The organism is Pseudomonas sp. AF03-9, from assembly GCF_020515815.1.
GTDB lineage: Bacteria > Pseudomonadota > Gammaproteobacteria > Pseudomonadales > Pseudomonadaceae > Aquipseudomonas.
In genome coordinates, this window is sequence record NZ_JAHPJF010000002.1 from 541,264 (window position 1) to 557,466 (window position 16,203).

At 60.0% G+C, this 16,203-nt stretch carries 18 protein-coding genes, 4 tRNA genes and 1 pseudogene; 17 read left to right on the forward strand and 6 right to left on the reverse strand.

Features of this window, described 5'->3' with window-relative positions; translation table 11 throughout:
* Positions 1-177: 177 nt before the first annotated feature.
* From accD to LIY36_RS06150, 10 genes are all read left to right on the forward strand, one after another.
* A complete protein-coding gene (accD, locus tag LIY36_RS06105; RefSeq protein ID WP_192296835.1) occupies positions 178-1,098 on the forward strand; it encodes an acetyl-CoA carboxylase, carboxyltransferase subunit beta in 921 nt (306 codons plus the stop codon).
* Positions 1,095-2,402 (forward strand): bifunctional tetrahydrofolate synthase/dihydrofolate synthase, encoded by a 1,308-nt coding sequence (gene folC / locus LIY36_RS06110; RefSeq protein ID WP_226455114.1) that lies wholly within the window; start codon positions 1,095-1,097, stop codon positions 2,400-2,402. Before accD ends, folC begins: the two co-directional genes overlap by 4 nt.
* Positions 2,386-3,045, forward strand: coding sequence for an SPOR domain-containing protein (locus tag LIY36_RS06115; protein ID WP_226455115.1), 660 nt, complete (start codon positions 2,386-2,388; stop codon positions 3,043-3,045). Before folC ends, LIY36_RS06115 begins: the two co-directional genes overlap by 17 nt.
* Before the next feature lie 259 nt (positions 3,046-3,304).
* Positions 3,305-3,862 (forward strand): CvpA family protein, encoded by a 558-nt coding sequence (locus LIY36_RS06120; protein WP_003192538.1) that lies wholly within the window; start codon positions 3,305-3,307, stop codon positions 3,860-3,862.
* A 41-nt stretch (positions 3,863-3,903) separates the two neighbouring features.
* Positions 3,904-5,409 (forward strand): amidophosphoribosyltransferase, encoded by a 1,506-nt coding sequence (purF, locus tag LIY36_RS06125; protein WP_017737850.1) that lies wholly within the window; start codon positions 3,904-3,906, stop codon positions 5,407-5,409.
* Between the two features lie 65 nt (positions 5,410-5,474).
* Positions 5,475-6,686: an O-succinylhomoserine sulfhydrylase gene (locus LIY36_RS06130; RefSeq protein WP_017737849.1), complete on the forward strand. Its 1,212-nt coding sequence runs from the start codon at positions 5,475-5,477 to the stop codon at positions 6,684-6,686.
* Positions 6,687-6,697: 11 nt separating this feature from the next.
* Positions 6,698-7,462, forward strand: a complete 765-nt coding sequence (locus LIY36_RS06135; protein WP_124410364.1) for an SDR family oxidoreductase — start codon at positions 6,698-6,700, stop codon at positions 7,460-7,462.
* A 107-nt stretch (positions 7,463-7,569) separates the two neighbouring features.
* Positions 7,570-7,645 (forward strand) — tRNA-Val (locus LIY36_RS06140).
* Between the two features lie 54 nt (positions 7,646-7,699).
* A tRNA-Asp gene (locus LIY36_RS06145) sits at positions 7,700-7,776 on the forward strand.
* 105 nt (positions 7,777-7,881) lie between these two features.
* Positions 7,882-7,958: transfer RNA gene (locus LIY36_RS06150), tRNA-Asp, on the forward strand.
* A gap of 237 nt (positions 7,959-8,195) precedes the next feature.
* On the opposite strand, the gene LIY36_RS06155 is transcribed toward LIY36_RS06150, so the two are convergent.
* Complete coding sequence (locus LIY36_RS06155) at positions 8,196-9,479, reverse strand: NAD(P)/FAD-dependent oxidoreductase (RefSeq protein WP_192296831.1); 1,284 nt, start codon at positions 9,477-9,479, stop codon at positions 8,196-8,198.
* 184 nt (positions 9,480-9,663) lie between these two features.
* Here LIY36_RS06155 and LIY36_RS06160 point away from each other — a divergent pair.
* Positions 9,664-9,740: transfer RNA gene (locus LIY36_RS06160), tRNA-Val, on the forward strand.
* An 83-nt stretch (positions 9,741-9,823) separates the two neighbouring features.
* Here the strand turns inward: LIY36_RS06160 and LIY36_RS06165 are convergent.
* Together LIY36_RS06165 and LIY36_RS06170 are read right to left on the reverse strand one after the other, a co-directional pair.
* Positions 9,824-10,063 (reverse strand): annotated as a pseudogene (locus LIY36_RS06165) (helix-hairpin-helix domain-containing protein).
* Positions 10,064-10,175: 112 nt separating this feature from the next.
* A complete protein-coding gene (locus tag LIY36_RS06170) occupies positions 10,176-10,553 on the reverse strand; it encodes a hypothetical protein (RefSeq protein ID WP_192297247.1) in 378 nt (125 codons plus the stop codon).
* Between LIY36_RS06170 and LIY36_RS06175 the strand changes: the two genes are divergently transcribed.
* The 5 genes from LIY36_RS06175 (at position 10,552) to LIY36_RS06195 (ending at position 14,157) form a co-directional block, all read left to right on the forward strand.
* Positions 10,552-11,268 carry a DUF969 domain-containing protein gene (locus LIY36_RS06175; protein ID WP_226455116.1) on the forward strand — a complete coding sequence of 239 codons (717 nt, stop codon included), beginning with the start codon at positions 10,552-10,554 and terminating at the stop codon, positions 11,266-11,268. The two genes, LIY36_RS06170 and LIY36_RS06175, sit on opposite strands and share 2 nt — an antisense overlap.
* Positions 11,265-12,215 carry a DUF979 domain-containing protein gene (locus LIY36_RS06180; RefSeq protein ID WP_192296829.1) on the forward strand — a complete coding sequence of 317 codons (951 nt, stop codon included), beginning with the start codon at positions 11,265-11,267 and terminating at the stop codon, positions 12,213-12,215. The genes LIY36_RS06175 and LIY36_RS06180 overlap by 4 nt, the downstream gene beginning before the upstream one ends.
* A 7-nt stretch (positions 12,216-12,222) precedes the next feature.
* Positions 12,223-12,852, forward strand: a complete 630-nt coding sequence (pcp, locus tag LIY36_RS06185) for a pyroglutamyl-peptidase I (RefSeq protein WP_226455117.1) — start codon at positions 12,223-12,225, stop codon at positions 12,850-12,852.
* Between the two features lie 78 nt (positions 12,853-12,930).
* Entirely contained in the window at positions 12,931-13,383 is a 453-nt protein-coding gene (locus LIY36_RS06190; RefSeq protein WP_226455118.1) for an anti-virulence regulator CigR family protein, read from the forward strand.
* A gap of 108 nt (positions 13,384-13,491) precedes the next feature.
* Complete coding sequence (locus tag LIY36_RS06195) at positions 13,492-14,157, forward strand: HAD-IA family hydrolase (RefSeq protein ID WP_226455119.1); 666 nt, start codon at positions 13,492-13,494, stop codon at positions 14,155-14,157.
* Positions 14,158-14,185: 28 nt separating this feature from the next.
* On the opposite strand, the gene LIY36_RS06200 is transcribed toward LIY36_RS06195, so the two are convergent.
* The gene (locus tag LIY36_RS06200; RefSeq protein ID WP_192296825.1) at positions 14,186-14,449 is read right to left on the reverse strand and encodes a hypothetical protein; all 264 of its coding nucleotides are present in this window, start codon (positions 14,447-14,449) and stop codon (positions 14,186-14,188) included.
* Between the two features lie 209 nt (positions 14,450-14,658).
* Positions 14,659-14,853 carry a carbon storage regulator CsrA gene (gene csrA, locus LIY36_RS06205; protein ID WP_003192511.1) on the reverse strand — a complete coding sequence of 65 codons (195 nt, stop codon included), beginning with the start codon at positions 14,851-14,853 and terminating at the stop codon, positions 14,659-14,661.
* A gap of 262 nt (positions 14,854-15,115) precedes the next feature.
* Between csrA and LIY36_RS06210 the strand changes: the two genes are divergently transcribed.
* Positions 15,116-15,481 carry an SPOR domain-containing protein gene (locus tag LIY36_RS06210; protein WP_226455223.1) on the forward strand — a complete coding sequence of 122 codons (366 nt, stop codon included), beginning with the start codon at positions 15,116-15,118 and terminating at the stop codon, positions 15,479-15,481.
* Positions 15,482-15,512: 31 nt separating this feature from the next.
* On the opposite strand, the gene LIY36_RS06215 is transcribed toward LIY36_RS06210, so the two are convergent.
* Positions 15,513-16,202: an endonuclease gene (locus tag LIY36_RS06215; RefSeq protein ID WP_192296824.1), complete on the reverse strand. Its 690-nt coding sequence runs from the start codon at positions 16,200-16,202 to the stop codon at positions 15,513-15,515.
* Position 16,203: the final 1 nt, after the last annotated feature.

Genomic DNA, 16,203 nt, shown 5'->3' on the forward strand with positions numbered 1-16,203 from the left:
CCCGGAAATGAAGTGGCAACCTTGCGCTGGCAGGTTGTCTGGAAGGCTGAGGATGCATGCGGGAAATGGCTGGTCGAACGTCTGACCCCGTCCAGCATGTGTCATCGCCACATATGAATTTAGCTCAAGGGCATACGCGGGGCTGTGTTCAAGCCACCGGTACTGGAGAAAGAAAGCATGAGCAACTGGTTAGTAGACAAACTGATCCCTTCGATCATGCGTTCCGAGGTGAAGAAAAGCTCGGTTCCTGAAGGTCTGTGGCACAAGTGCCCATCCTGCGACGCGGTGCTGTACCGCCCGGAGCTGGAAAAGACCCTGGACGTTTGCCCCAAGTGCAATCACCACATGCGCATCGGTGCCCGCGCCCGCATCGACATCTTCCTGGATGCCGACGGCCGTGCCGAGCTGGGTGCTGACCTCGAGCCGGTTGACCGTCTCAAGTTCCGCGACGGCAAGAAGTACAAGGATCGCCTGACCGGCGCGCAGAAGCAGACCGGTGAGAAAGATGCGCTGATCTCCGTCAGCGGCAAGCTGCTGGGCATGCCGGTGGTAGTTTCGGCGTTCGAGTTTTCCTTCATGGGCGGCTCCATGGGCGCCATCGTCGGTGAGCGCTTTGTTCGCGCCGCCAACTACGCCCTGGAAAACCGCTGCCCGATGATCTGCTTCGCTGCCTCCGGTGGTGCGCGTATGCAGGAAGCCCTGATCTCCCTGATGCAAATGGCCAAGACCTCCGCGGTACTGGCGCGTCTGCGTGAAGAAGGCATCCCGTTCATCTCCGTACTGACCGACCCGGTCTACGGCGGCGTTTCCGCCAGCCTGGCGATGCTGGGCGACGTGATCGTCGGCGAGCCAAAGGCCCTGATCGGCTTTGCCGGCCCGCGTGTGATCGAGCAGACCGTGCGTGAAAAACTGCCGGAAGGCTTCCAGCGCAGCGAGTTCCTGCTGGAGCACGGTGCGATCGACCTGATCATCCCGCGTGGTGAGCTGCGTCCGCGCCTGGGTAGCCTGCTTGCGCAAATGATGGGCCTGCCGACGCCTGTATACGTCGCGCCAAAGGTAGAGCCAATCGTCGTACCGCCGGTGCCTGCAAACCTATGACCCAACGTACCCTGGGCGAATGGCTCGCCTACCTTGAGCAGTTGCATCCGTCCGCCATCGACATGGGCCTGGAGCGCTCGCAACAGGTAGCGGCCCGCCTCGGGTTGGGACGGCCGGCACCGCGTGTGATCACGGTGACCGGCACCAACGGCAAAGGCTCCACCTGTGCCTTTGTCGCGGCGCTGCTGCAGGCCCAAGGGCTGAAAGTGGGCGTCTACAATTCTCCGCACCTGCTGCGTTATAACGAGCGGGTGCAACTCAATGGCGTCCAAGCCACTGATGAGCAACTCTGCGAAGCCTTCGCCGCGCTTGATGCCGGGCGTGGCGAGACATCCCTGACCTACTTCGAAATGGGCACCCTGGCGGCGTTCTGGCTGTTCGAGCGTGCGCAGCTGGATGTGGTGGTACTGGAAGTCGGCCTGGGTGGGCGTCTGGATACGGTCAACGTGGTGGATGCCGATCTCGCGCTGGTGACCAGTATTGGCGTGGATCATGCCGATTACCTGGGGGATACCCGTGAGTCGGTGGCCTATGAAAAGGCTGGGATCTTTCGCCAGGGCAAGCCAGCCCTGTGTGGTGACCTGGACCCGCCGCATACCTTGCTGGACAAGGTGCGCGAGCTGGATTGCCCGTTCTTCCTGCGTGGGCGTGAATTCAATCTCGAGATCGGCGAGCAGCACTGGCAATGGCGCGGGCGGGATGCGCGTGGCCAGGTTGTAGAGCTGCGCGATTTGCCGCTGTTGAATCTGCCGATGGAAAACGCCGCGCTCGCTCTGCAAGCCTACCTGTTGCTGGATCTGCCGTGGGATGTCGAGCAGATCGCTGCGACATTGCTGGCGACCCGCGTGGTGGGGCGCCTGGATCGGCGTGTATTCGAATGGGAAGGCAAGCGCCTGAACCTGTTGCTCGACGTGGGGCATAACCCTCACGCCGCTGAATACCTGGCGCGCCGCCTGTCGCGCACGCCGCCGGTCGGTCGTCGTCTTGCGGTATTCGGGCTACTGGCCGATAAGGATCTGGATGGCGTGGTTGCGCCATTGTTGGGCGATGTCCAGGCCTGGGCGGTCGCACCGTTGGATTCGCCGCGTAGTCGTCCGGCTGTTGAGCTGGAACAGGCCTTGCAGAACCTTGGCGCGCCGGTGGCGTCGTATGCAAGCGTCGCCGCTGCCCTTGAAGCGCAGTGCGCGGTTGCCACGCCTGACGACGAAATTCTGTTGTTCGGATCATTTTATTGTGTTGCCGAGGCGCTTGAGTGGTTGGCCCGGCGCTCCACGGAGGAAGCTGCACATGGCATTACTGGATAGCGCATACAAGCAGCGAATGGTTGGAGCCCTGGTTCTGGTGGCATTGGCGGTGATTTTCCTGCCGATGCTGTTTTCCCGTCAGGACGAGCAGCGCCAGGTTGTGGTTGAGGCGCCGGCTGCGCCCCAGGCGCCGGTGGTGCCTCAAGTGCAGGTGGAGCCGGTGGTGGTGCCTGAGCCGCAGGCCTTGCCTGAGGAAGAGCCGGTGCCGACCGATGAGGAAGTGGCCGCGCAAGCCGCACCGTCGACGCCGGTGCAGCCAAGTGTGCCGGTGGTCAAGCCTGCGCCGGCGCCCGTCGTGGCGGCCAAGCCTGCTGCGCCGGCACCTGCGCCCAAGCCTGTAGCGCCGCAGCCGGCCGCGCCGGGCAAGCCGGATGTGGGCCAGAGCCGTATTGATCCGAATGGCCTGCCGATCAGTTGGTCGATCCAGCTCGCCAGCCTGGCCAATCGCGAAAGCGCCGAAGCCTTGCAGAAAAAACTGCGCGCTCAAGGCTATAACGCCTACATCCGCAGTGCCGATGGCAAGAACCGGGTGTTTATCGGGCCGTTGATCGAGCGTGCCGAAGCGGATCGCCTGCGCGATTTGTTGGGGCGCCAGCAGAACCTCAATGGTTTTGTGGTGCGGTTCCAGCCTGAGCGCGGTTGAATAGCTGCCGCCTCCGGTTGGCAATGCGGTTCAAATGTGGGAGCGGGCTTGCTCGCGAAAGCGGTGTTTCAGTCGCCAGATGTTCTGGCTGACCCACCGTATTCGCGAGCAAGCCCGCTCCCGCACTCGTTTTAAAGTGGGGTTGAAATGGGATTCCTTCGCCACAAACTACTGATTTGCAAGGCGCCGACAATCACAGCTTACCGATAGCCCAGCGCTCTGCTAAAATGCGCCGCCTTATCCGTCTGTAGGCTGCACTGTGCCATTTACCTGGGTTGATTGGGCGATCGTCGCAATCGTCGCCATCTCCGCTTTGATCAGTCTAAGCCGCGGCTTCGTAAAAGAAGCACTGTCGTTGCTGACCTGGATTATCGCAGGAGTCGTAGCCTGGATGTTCGGTGGTTCACTGTCGGTCTACCTGGCCGGATACATCGAGACACCTTCGGCTCGCGTCATTGCGGGCTGCGCCATCATGTTCATCGCCACGCTGCTGGTGGGGGCAATGGTCAATTATCTTATTGGCGAGTTGATACGTGTCACCGGCCTCTCCGGGACCGATCGATTCCTCGGCATGGCCTTCGGCGCCGCGCGTGGCGCGTTGCTGGTGGTTGTGGCAGTCGGGCTGTTGAGCCTGGGGCCGGTACAGCAGGATTCGTGGTGGCAGGAGTCGGTACTCGTGCCAAAATTTCTATTGGTTGCGGATTGGTCCAAGAACCTCATTCTGGGGTGGAGCAGTCAGTGGCTGGCCAGCGGAATCAGCGTACCCGCTGATCTTCCGTTCAAGGAACACCTCTTGCCGGCCAAAACGCCTCAGTAAGCTGTGTTCAGTCAAGATTCATTAAGTAGGGGTTGCGTCGCATGTGTGGCATCGTCGGTATCGTCGGTAAGTCGAACGTCAATCAGGCGCTGTATGACGCGCTAACCGTCCTCCAGCACCGCGGCCAGGACGCTGCCGGTATTGTGACCAGCCACGACGGCCGGTTATTCCTGCGCAAGGACAATGGCCTGGTTCGTGACGTGTTCCATCAGCGTCACATGCAGCGCCTGGTCGGGCACATGGGTATTGGCCATGTGCGTTACCCGACTGCCGGTAGCTCGACTTCGGCCGAAGCTCAACCGTTTTACGTCAACTCGCCTTACGGCATCACCCTGGCGCATAACGGTAACCTGACCAACGTTGAACAGCTGGCCAAGGAGATTTACGAATCTGACCTGCGCCACGTCAACACCAGCTCCGACTCGGAAGTGCTGCTCAACGTGTTCGCTCACGAGCTGGCCCAGCGCGGCAAGCTGCAGCCGACCGAAGAAGACGTGTTCGCCGCCGTCACCGACGTGCACAACCGTTGCGTGGGTGGCTACGCCGTCGTGGCGATGGTGACCGGTTACGGCATCGTCGGTTTCCGTGATCCGCACGGCATCCGTCCGATCGTGTTCGGCCAGCGTCACACCGACGAAGGCGTCGAGTACATGATCGCTTCCGAAAGCGTCTCCCTGGACGTGCTGGGCTTCACCCTGATCCGCGACCTTGCGCCGGGCGAAGCGGTGTACATCACCGAAGACGGCAAGCTGCACACCCGTCAGTGCGCCGTGGCACCGAAACTGACCCCTTGTATCTTCGAACACGTCTACCTGGCGCGTCCGGATTCGATCATCGACGGCGTTTCGGTCTATAAGGCGCGCCTGCGCATGGGCGAGAAACTGGCCGAGAAGATCCTGCGCGAGCGGCCTGAGCACGATATCGACGTGGTGATCCCTATTCCGGACACCAGCCGTACCGCTGCGCTGGAGCTGGCGAACCACCTGGGCGTCAAGTTCCGCGAAGGCTTCGTGAAGAACCGCTACATCGGTCGTACCTTCATCATGCCGGGCCAGGCAGCACGCAAGAAATCGGTGCGCCAGAAGCTCAATGCCATTGAGCTGGAGTTCCGCGGCAAGAACGTGATGCTGGTGGACGACTCCATCGTGCGCGGCACCACCTGCAAGCAGATCATCCAGATGGCTCGCGAAGCCGGTGCGAAGAACGTGTACTTCTGTTCGGCAGCCCCAGCCGTGCGTTATCCGAACGTTTACGGCATCGACATGCCGAGCGCCCACGAGCTGATCGCCCATAACCGCACGACCCAGGACGTAGCCGACCTGATCGGCGCCGATTGGCTGATCTATCAGGATCTGCCAGACCTGATCGAAGCGGTCGGTGGCGGCAAGATCAAGATCGAGCAGTTCGACTGCGCCGTGTTCGACGGCAAGTACGTAACCGGTGACGTCGATGAGGCCTACCTGAATAAGATCGAGCAGGCGCGTAACGACTCGTCGAAGATCAAGACCCAGGCGGTCAGCGCGATCATCGATCTGTACAACAACTGAGTAGACACCGGCCCTGAGGGGCCGGTTTTGTATCTTAAATAAAGAATTGAGTAAGGAGTCGCAGCATGAGTCAGGAATGGGATGCCGGTCGGTTGGACAGCGACCTCGATGGCGTAGCTTTCGATACCCTGGCTGTGCGCGCCGGTCAGCACCGCACGCCGGAAGGCGAGCACGGCGACCCGATGTTCTTCACGTCCAGCTATGTGTTCCGCACCGCTGGCGATGCAGCTGCGCGTTTTGCCGGTGAAGTGCCGGGCAACGTCTATTCGCGTTACACCAACCCGACCGTGCGGGCGTTCGAAGAGCGTATTGCGGCCCTGGAAGGTGCTGAGCAGGCGGTGGCGACGGCGACTGGCATGGCGGCGATCCTGGCGGTGGTGATGAGCCTGTGCAGCGCCGGCGACCATGTGCTGGTGTCACGCAGTGTGTTCGGTTCGACCATCAGCCTGTTCGAAAAGTACTTCAAGCGCTTCGGTATCGAAGTGGACTACGTGCCGTTGGCGGATCTGTCCGGCTGGGATGCGGCGATCAAGGCCAACACCAAGTTGCTGTTTGTCGAGTCGCCCTCCAACCCGCTGGCCGAGTTGGTGGACATTGCCGCGCTGTCCGAAGTGGCTCACGCCAAGGGCGCGATGCTGGTGGTCGACAACTGCTTCTGCACGCCTGCATTGCAACAGCCGCTGAAGCTGGGCGCGGATATTGTCGTGCACTCGGCCACCAAGTTCATCGACGGCCAAGGCCGTTGCATGGGGGGTGTGGTTGCCGGTCGCGGTGAGCAGATGAAGGAAATCGTCGGCTTCCTGCGTACCGCCGGGCCGACCCTGAGCCCGTTCAATGCCTGGATCTTCCTCAAAGGCCTGGAAACCCTGAGCCTGCGCATGAAGGCCCATTGCGCCAACGCCCAGGCCCTGGCCGAGTGGCTGGAGCAGCAGGACGGTATCGAGAAGGTGCATTACGCCGGTCTCAAGAGTCATCCGCAACACGAATTGGCCCAGCGCCAGCAGCGTGGTTTCGGGGCGGTGGTGAGTTTCGAAGTGAAGGGTGGCAAGGACGGCGCCTGGCGCTTTATCGATGCCACACGCCTGATCTCCATCACCGCCAACCTGGGGGACAGCAAGACCACCATCACGCACCCGAGCACCACCTCCCACGGGCGCCTGGCGCCGCAAGAGCGTGAGGCGGCCGGTATCCGTGACAGCCTGATCCGCATCGCGGTGGGCCTGGAAGATGTGGCTGACTTGCAGGCTGACCTGGCTCGCGGGCTGGCGGCCTTGTGATCGAGTGGTCCTTGGAGGCGGCGGCAGCCAGTAACGGGCGCGTCGCGCTGGTGACTGGCGCGGCGCGGGGTATTGGTCTCGGGATTGCCGCGTGGCTGATCAGCGAAGGCTGGCAGGTGGTTCTGACTGACCTGGACCGTGAGCGCGGTTCCAAAGTATCCAAAGTGCTGGGCGAGAATGCCTGGTTTATCAGTATGGACGTGGCCGACGAGAAGCAGGTTGCGCAGGGCGTTGCCGAGGTGCTTGGGCAGTTTGGGCGTCTGGATGCGTTGGTGTGCAATGCGGCGGTGGCCGATCCGCGCAATATCACATTGGAAAGCCTTGATCTGGCGTATTGGAATCGTGTGCTGGCGGTCAACCTGAGTGGGCCGATGTTGCTTGCCAAGCACTGTGCGCCGTACCTGCGTGCCCATGGCGGTGCCATCGTCAACCTGGCGTCGACCCGGGCCCGTCAATCGGAGCCGGACACCGAAGCCTATGCGGCGAGCAAGGGCGGTTTGTTGGCCCTGACACACGCCTTGGCGATGAGCCTTGGGCCGGAAGTGCGGGTCAATGCGGTCAGCCCGGGTTGGATCGATGCGCGTGATCCTGCCGCACGGCGCGCCGAGCCTTTGACGGACGCTGACCACGCCCAGCATCCAGCGGGCAGGGTTGGCACGGTGGAGGACGTCGCGGCGATGGTGGCGTGGCTGTTGTCGCGTCAGGCCGGGTTTGTCACCGGCCAAGAGTTTGTCGTGGACGGTGGCATGAGCAAGAAGATGATTTACAGCGAGTAGGGCAGGTGGCCGTCTTGAAGTAATTTTGTCTTTTTCAGAAAAACTTCAAGCAGGCTATTGACTTAGGTCCGTTACCTGCGTAAATTTCGCGGCCTCAACGAAGCAAAGGGTGATTAGCTCAGCTGGGAGAGCATCTGCCTTACAAGCAGAGGGTCGGCGGTTCGATCCCGTCATCACCCACCACTTCTTGAGAGTTTTGCCCTAGGGCAAGACGCAACGTAAAGGTTGCACCGACGCGCAGCGGTAGTTCAGTCGGTTAGAATACCGGCCTGTCACGCCGGGGGTCGCGGGTTCGAGTCCCGTCCGCTGCGCCATATTTTCCAGGCTTGATTTTTCGGGCTTGAGATTGAACAACCAAGGTTGATCAATCAGATGTTTAAAGACGGTTGAATGTTTGCGTTCAACTGGTCAAGCGATACGCAGCGGTAGTTCAGTCGGTTAGAATACCGGCCTGTCACGCCGGGGGTCGCGGGTTCGAGTCCCGTCCGCTGCGCCATATCTGCATCAAGGCCCACTGAACGCCTTGAAGCACAAAGAAAGCCTCTGGCTACTTTGATCCGATAGCAAAGACCCTGGTCGAAAGACCGGGGTTTTTTGTGTCTGCGATTTTATTTTATGTGGGAGCGGGCTTGCTCGCGAAAGCGGCGGATCAGTCAATAAATCTGGTGACTGACACACTGCATTCGCGAGCAAGCCCGCTCCCACACAAGCCCGTTCCCACAGTTGGATTCGGTCAGAATCCCAGCTTATCCCGCAGCCCGTAATACCAGGCTCCCAGTGCTGCGAATGGTGTGCGTAACAGCTGTCCACCCGGGAATGGGTAGTGCGGCAGGTCGGCAAACGCGTCAAAGCGCTCTGCCTGGCCTCTCAGTGCCTCCGCCAATACCTTGCCCGCCAGGTGCGTGTACGTCACACCATGACCACTACAGCCCTGGGAGTAATAGATGTTGTCGCCCAGGCGACCTACTTGCGGTAAGCGCGACAGGGTTAGTAGGAAATTGCCGGTCCAGGCGTAGTCGATCTTTACATCCTTGAGCTGCGGGAACGCCTTGAGCATCTTCGGACGGATGATCGCTTCGATATTTGCCGGGTCGCGCGCGCCATACACCACGCCGCCGCCGAATATCAGGCGCTTGTCGCTGGTGAGGCGGTAGTAGTCGAGCAGGTAGTTGCAGTCTTCGACGCAGTAATCCTGTGGCAGCAACGTTTTTGCCAGTTCGTCCCCCAGTGGGGCTGTGGTGATGACTTGGGTGCCGCACGGCATCGACTTGGCCGCCAGTTCGGGCACCAGATTGCCCAGGTAGGCGTTGCCCGCGACAATGATGAACTTGGCCCTGACCTTGCCCTCGGCGGTGTGTACCACCGGATTGGCGCCGCGCTCAATGCGCAGTGCAGCGGATTGCTCATAGATCGTACCGCCCAGTGACTCCACGGCCGCAGCTTCACCCAATGCCAGGTTGAGCGGGTGGATGTGCCCGCCGCTCATGTCGAGCAGGCCGCCAACATAGTTGTCACAGGCCACCACCTCGCGGATGCGGCGCTCGTCCAGCAGTTCCAGCTGGGTGTGGCCATAGCGCTCCCACAGGCGCTTCTGCGACTCCAGGTGGCCCATGTGCTTGCTGTTGAGCGCGGCGAACACGCCGCCGTCTTTCAGGTCGCACTGGATCTGGTATTTGGCGACCCGCTCGCGAATGATCTTGCCGCCCTCAAACGCCATCTGCCCGAGCAACTGCGCCTGCTTGGGGCCGACACTGCGTTCGATCACGTCGATGTCGCGGCTATAGCTGTTGACGATCTGCCCGCCGTTGCGCCCAGACGCGCCAAACCCGACCTTGGCGGCTTCCAGCACCGTCACGCGAAAGCCGTTCTCCAGGAGAAACAACGCGCTGGACAGGCCGGTGTAACCGGCGCCAATCACGCATACATCGGTTTCGACGTCACCTTGCAGCACCGGGCGCGGCGGAACCGCGTTTGCGGACGCGGCGTAATACGACTGGGGGTAGGGGGTGTTCGCCATCCTGGAACCTCTGTTTTATATTTTTTACGAGTGCGCCGATCCTACCTGAGTTGAAAATTGCCTGCCAGCCACCCGAAAACCACGGGTCTACCCGGCGCAAATAAAAAATTCGCATATTCATAGGGTTAGCTGCAAAAAAGATGTTGACACCCCTCCGGAATTCCGTAGAATGCCGCCTCACAGCAGGCACGTAGCTCAGTTGGTTAGAGCACCACCTTGACATGGTGGGGGTCGTTGGTTCGAGTCCAATCGCGCCTACCAAACAAAATCCGCTCTGCTGGGCGGTCTAGAAGGGCTCACCGAAAGGTGGGCCCTTTTTTGTTGTCTTGATTTTTTGCGCGGCGTTACGCCTTGGCACGTCTCGCAAGATCCACCGCCGCAGTGATAGCCGCCCGAGCTTGCGGGCTGTTTTTCCGGCACGTCGAACCTAACGCTGCTTAGGCTTGCGCGAGGATGTCACCGACATCTGACGCCCCTGGTTCGGCCAGGGATTGGATGCCCATTTGCTCCAATCGGGCAGCCACAGTGGGACCTACGCCCTTGAGCGCAAGCAATAGGCATCTTTCTTCCGGTGAAAACGGCATCCGCAAAATCTTTTTTTCGGGTGTCGGGTATTTGGGCTTACTGATCAGTCAGCAAAAAAGCTGAGCCACCGATAGCAGGCAGATGATCTGTACAACCATCTGGCAGCGGATCTCACCATTCGTTGTCGCCATACCCATTTGTCCGGCGTACATAGTGAATTACCTCTTCGTCAGCAAAGCGAAGCAGCGAAATACGCTGTCGCTCCAATGAGTATAGGTCCTGCGCCGGATTCGTCACTGTTGTCGCGATCACGGGGGGCGGCCCTGGATCGGTCTTGAATTGCCGACAAAATTTATTGGTGTGCAGCAACAATTTTTCTTGTTGGACACCTCCCCATCCCAGACAGCAAAGTTGCCGCCACTGACGCTCGACCTTCCGGGTCAACAATAAAAAACCGAGCCGACTGCCCGCCACATTCTTGCTGCGAACCCTTTGTTCGCATCCTGCTGTAATGGCGCCGCAGCGCGCACATAAGGACTTCATCGTCATGCAAACTGTTGTGAACCTATGGCCGTTGATCGGCGTACTTGTCATCGTGGTTGGCTTTGTCTTGCGCTTCAATCCGCTGTTGGTGGTCACCGCTGCCGCCATCGCGACCGGGCTTGCTGCCCATTTTCCCTTGGAGAAAATCCTCGCCAGCATGGGTGAAGGTTTCCTTCAGACCCGCGCCCTGCAACTGATTCTTTTATTACCCCTGGCCGTGATTGGGCTGCTGGAACGCCACGGTTTGCGCCTGCATGCGCAGAACTGGATCGCACGGTTCGAACGTGCGACCGTCGGGCGACTGTTGATCATCTATTTGTTTGTGCGCGAATCCACTGCAGCCATGGGGCTGACCAGCCTGGGCGGGCATCCACAGATGGTGCGGCCGCTGCTGGCGCCGATGGCGGAAGGTGCGGCGGAAAAACGCTACGGCAAACTGCCAGACAAGGTGCGCCACAAGGTGTTGGCCATGTGCGCGGCGACCGACAACGTTGGGCTGTTTTTCGGTGAAGACATCTTTGTCGCTTTTGGTGCCATCGCGCTGATGCACACCTTCCTGCTCGGCTCCGGAATCGATGTGGAGCCGCTGCATATTGCCGTGTGGGGCATCCCTACGGCGATCTGTGCCTTCATCATTCACGCGATCCGCCTGCACCGATTCGACCGCCGGCTCACCCGTGAGCTGACGCCGGTCGCTAGCGCCGTGGAGGCCGCGCAATGATTATCTCCATTCAATACCTGTACTGGCTGGCCGGTGTGCTGTTGCTGATCACGGCGGGCATGATCGTGTTGGATCGCACCCATCCCAAGCGTTGGTCCAGCGCGTTGTTCTGGCTGCTGTTCGCCATTCCGTTCCTGGTCGGCGAGCGCTTGCCGTCGGTGGTTATCGGCGTCGGTGTGGTGGTGATGGCGTTGATCGCAGGCTTGGGCGGTGTCGGGCGAGGAGCCCATGCCGAACTGCATGACAAGGCTTCCCGTGCCAGCGCCGGTCGCCTGGGGCACAAGCTGTTTATCCCGGCACTGGCCATTCCGTTGACCACGGTAATTGGCTCGGTATTGCTCAAGCACACCGAGATCGGCGGTGTACCGTTGCTGGACCCGAAAAACACCACCTTCGTGTCTCTCGGCATCGGCTGCCTGATCGCCCTTGGCCTGGCGTGCTGGCTGACCCGTGATACCCCGGTGCAAGCCTTGCGTGAATCCCGACGCCTGACCGAAGCCCTGGGCTGGGCCATGGTGCTGCCGCAGATGCTGGCGATGCTTGGGCTGTTGTTCAATGAAGCGGGGGTCGGCACTGCTGTGGCTCACGTCACCACCACCTACATCAACCTGGATTTCAAGTTGGTGGCGGTGATGGTCTATGTGCTTGGCATGGCGTTGTTCACGGTGATCATGGGGAACGGCTTCGCCGCGTTTCCGGTGATGACCGGTGGTGTCGGCGTGCCGGTACTGGTTGGTATCTACGGCGGCAACCCTGCGGTGATGGCGGCCATCGGCATGTTCTCCGGTTACTGCGGCACACTGATGACGCCCATGGCGGCCAACTTCAATATTGTGCCCGCCGCGCTGTTGGAGCTGCCGGACAAGAACGCGGTGATCAAGGCGCAGTTGCCGACTGCGTTGATGATGCTGGTGGTCAATATCGTCCTGCTTTATCTGTTGATGTGAGGCGAAGATGCGAACGCTACTGCTGACGGGGTTTGAGCCCTTTGATCAAGCCCCGGTGAACCCGTCCTGGGAGGCTGCGCGCCAGCTGGACGGGATGCTGCTGGACGACGGTGTGCAGATTGTTGCGCGCCGCTTGCCTTGCGCATTTGCCACGGCGGGTGACTGCCTGGCCCAATTGATTGCCGAGCTGCAACCTGTGATGGTCATTGCGACTGGGCTGGGGCCTGGGCGCAGTGATATTTCCATCGAGCGGGTGGCGATCAACGTCAACGATGCGCGCATCCCCGATAACCTGGGCGCGCAGCCTATCGACACTGCTGTCGTGGTGGGCGGTCCGGCGGCGTACTTCAGTACGTTGCCGATCAAAGCGATGGTCAAGGCTGTGCGCGAGGCGGGGATTGCGGCGTCGGTTTCGCAGACGGCGGGGACGTTTGTGTGCAACCAGGTGTTTTATCTGTTGCAGCATGCACTGGTGGGGACAGGGATACGTAGCGGGTTTGTTCATGTGCCCAACCTGCCTGGTTCGGGCGAGCCAACGATGGCGCTGTCGACCCTGGTCGAGGGGTTGCGGGTCGCCGTGCTGGCTGCTTGGAAAACCTCGGTGGATGTCGTTGAGGTCGGCGGTCGGGTGAGTTGATGAGGTCTTGCTGATTCTGCGTGAGAAACCCTAGGCTCGACTACAGTTCAGGAACATTCCTGTTCTGGACGATTCGCCATGATCAAGTATTCCAAGTTCATGTCTGTGGTGTTGTCACTGGCCTTGTCTGCGGGTAGCGCTATTGCCTTGGCTGATCCGGGCAATGGCAAGGGCGGCGGTAATAACAAGGGGCATGACCAGGGCGGGCAGGGGCATGATAAATCCAAGGGCAAAGGTGCTCCGGATGCTCGCGGCCCCAGCATCGACCGCGGCGGTGTACTCAATGTGCTGGTGGGGCATCGGGACTACTGGAGTCCAGGCCCTGCATTGCCCCCCGGCATCCAGAAAAACCTGGCGCGCGGCAAGCCCTTGCCACCAGGGATCGCAAAAAAACTCGATGGTCGTTTAGCCGGCCAGCTCCCCCATTACGATGGCTATGAGTGGCGGCAAGCGGGCACTGATCTGATATTGGTAGCAATTGCTACGGGCGTCATCTATGAAATCCTCAATGGCGCGTTTGACGGACGCTGATGGCTGGCCGATTGGGCGTCCAGGCACCGACAGCGTTTACAAGCACCCAGGTGATCCGTAGATTGCAGCGGGCTGATTGTTTGTTACCGCCCATGAGGAAATTACGCAGTGTCCATCCCCGTTGCCCAGCATTACCGCGCCTTTCTGTTCGATATGGATGGCACCCTGCTCAACTCCATCGCTGCCGCCGAGCGGGTGTGGAGCACTTGGGCGCAGCGTCATGGCCTGGACGTGGCGGCGTTCCTGGCCACCATTCATGGCGCCCGCGCCATTGACACCATCACGCGTCAGGCGCTGCCCGGGGTCGATCCTGAGGTTGAGGCGCAGTGGATTACCGAAGCCGAAATCAACGATGTCGAAGGCGTTGTCGCGATTCCTGGGGCCGTTGCATTCCTGAGTGATTTACCGGGCGATCAATGGGCGCTGGTGACGTCTGCCCCGCGGGCACTGGCGTTGCGTCGCCTGCAGGCTGCGGGTATTACGCCGCCCGCCGTGTTGGTGACGGCCGAAGATGTGGCCAGCGGCAAGCCGGACCCAGCCTGTTATGTGCTCGGTGCGCAGCGGCTTGGGGTGTCGGTTGAGGACTGCCTGGTATTCGAGGATGCGGCCGTAGGTATTCGAGCCGGGGAAGCGGCGGGTGCGGATGTGATGGTCGTGACGTCGACGCATCTCGAGCCGATGGTGACCAAGCACCCTTCGATAGATGGATATGAACAATTGCAGGCCAGGCGCAACGCTGAAGGTTTGCTCTACGTGCACGGCAGGGTTTTGTAGCCGCCGACGCTCAGGTAGGCGTGGTTCATCAGCTCGCCGTTTTCCGGTGCGCGCGATGAGCTGCGCGCCTGCACAGCTTTCGCTGGACGATCACCTGGATCGGCTTGAGGCAAAACACGAACAGGTAAGTGCACAGGAATAGCCCGAGGTCCAGCCATGAGCTCACTTCGTTACCGAAAGTGCGTTCCGCTTCCAATTTGAGGGCATATTCCATCCCGAGGAAGGCAAGCGCAATCAGCAAGGTGATTGTCCAGGCGCGGGTGGAAATGTGTTGCGTAGAGGTAAGCCTCATCGACGTGCTCCTGAGTGCACTCTGATGGCCGGGGGAAACTCAGGAGGTTCGGCTATGAATCGGCGGACAAGTTCCAAACTTCGATACAGTTTCATCTTTCGCAGGCAATAAACCGGCAGGGCATTCGCGACTCGCGAAAAGTGCGAGCAGGCCCAAGGGGTTTTCGCCAGCCGTTACAGTAAACGAAAGGGCTGGCTACTGAGGGCGCGTCAAGGCGTCTGGTTTTTGTCCGGAGCAGTCAGGCCGGCCTGGATGCGCTGGTAAATCTCTTCGCGATGCACGGCAACATCCTTCGGAGCGTTGATGCCGATTCGTACTTGCTGGCCGCTAACGCCCAGGATGGTGATCGTGATGTCATCACCGATGTTTATGCTTTCACCGACTTTGCGGGTGAGTATAAGCATGGACTTCTCCTTGATTACTTTTAAGGACACATGTTTCAGACAGGGCAGGTGTCGGATGTGTGTAGCTTACTGCTAAGCGCTTCCCTGTGACTGCCTCTTTTAGGACGCATAGAGGCGACATTAATTCCCATGGCGGCATCATACAGGTCTGCGATACATGATTCGCATTGTTTAAGCCAACGTTTATGACGGCCAGAATAGACAGTGAATGATAAAGTTGCCTCTTTATCCTTAAAGGAGCAGGGCAGTGCGTAAAGTAGCGATGGCAATTGCGGTGTTGGCGTTGGCCGGTTGCGGTGAAGGCAAAAGCGTCGATGCCCCCAAGGCCAAGCCTGCCGTGACTGAAAGCCAGCCACAGACCGGTACGATTGCCGCCCAGGAATGGGATGTGCGCGTAGGCCCGCCCGACCACAAGTTGCAGGCCATTACAGACCTGACCGCGTGGTTGCTGGAACATGGTTTCAATTTTTATATCGTGAAGGTCGACGGCAAGGACGAAGTACTGCTGGGGCCATTTGCAACCAAGGCCGAAGCCGAGGCCAAGCAAGCGCTGCTCAACGAGAAGATGGCCCGCGCCAAGAAAACCGACACCGAGTCGCAGGTCATCGAGCACAAGGCGGCGCAGTAACAGACGGCTTGGGCGGCAATCCCGCCCACGTTCAACCGCAGGCTTTCAGGTTTACCGGGCCGACGAATTCATTGCCGCGTCCCATCACGCACGCTACGGTCTGGTTGCGTTGACGCTCCCAGGGTTGCACTGGGTAGGTCTTGTTCCAGGCTTCATACAGTTGGCGATCCTGTTTCGACAGGCGCAAACCGTATTGTTTGCTCATATAGAAGTAAGTCCGCGCAATCATCCCGCGAACCGACGGACGTGGCATGACCTTCTTGGCCTTGAAGTCCACTTGGGTCAGGCATGAGCCGTACTGCCCGCGTTGTACTGGCAGCCAGCCAAAACTGAAATTGTTGCGGTCGCCATTCACCTCGCCAATGCTTGGCACCAGGTTGTGCAGGTCGGCTTCGGCGCGCTTGAACACGTCATCATGACGCGTACAGTTCTTGCGCCCGCCGTTCTGCCAGCACTGGCGCTGATGCCCGATCTGCCAGGCCGGAACGATGTGCTCCCATTCGATACGTGCGGCACGGCTGGCGCTCTTGCGGGGGATGTAACCGCAGGCTTTCAGGTCCACACGGTTGCCGGTGTATTTGCAGCCGCAATAGAACTCGGTGGATTGCGGGGCGTAGAGTTTCCAGGCGACTTTCTTGGCTTCGCTGAACGTTCGCGGTGCTTGCGCCTGGGCGCTAATGGCAAAAAACAGGCAACACACAGCAATAAAACGGGCACTCATT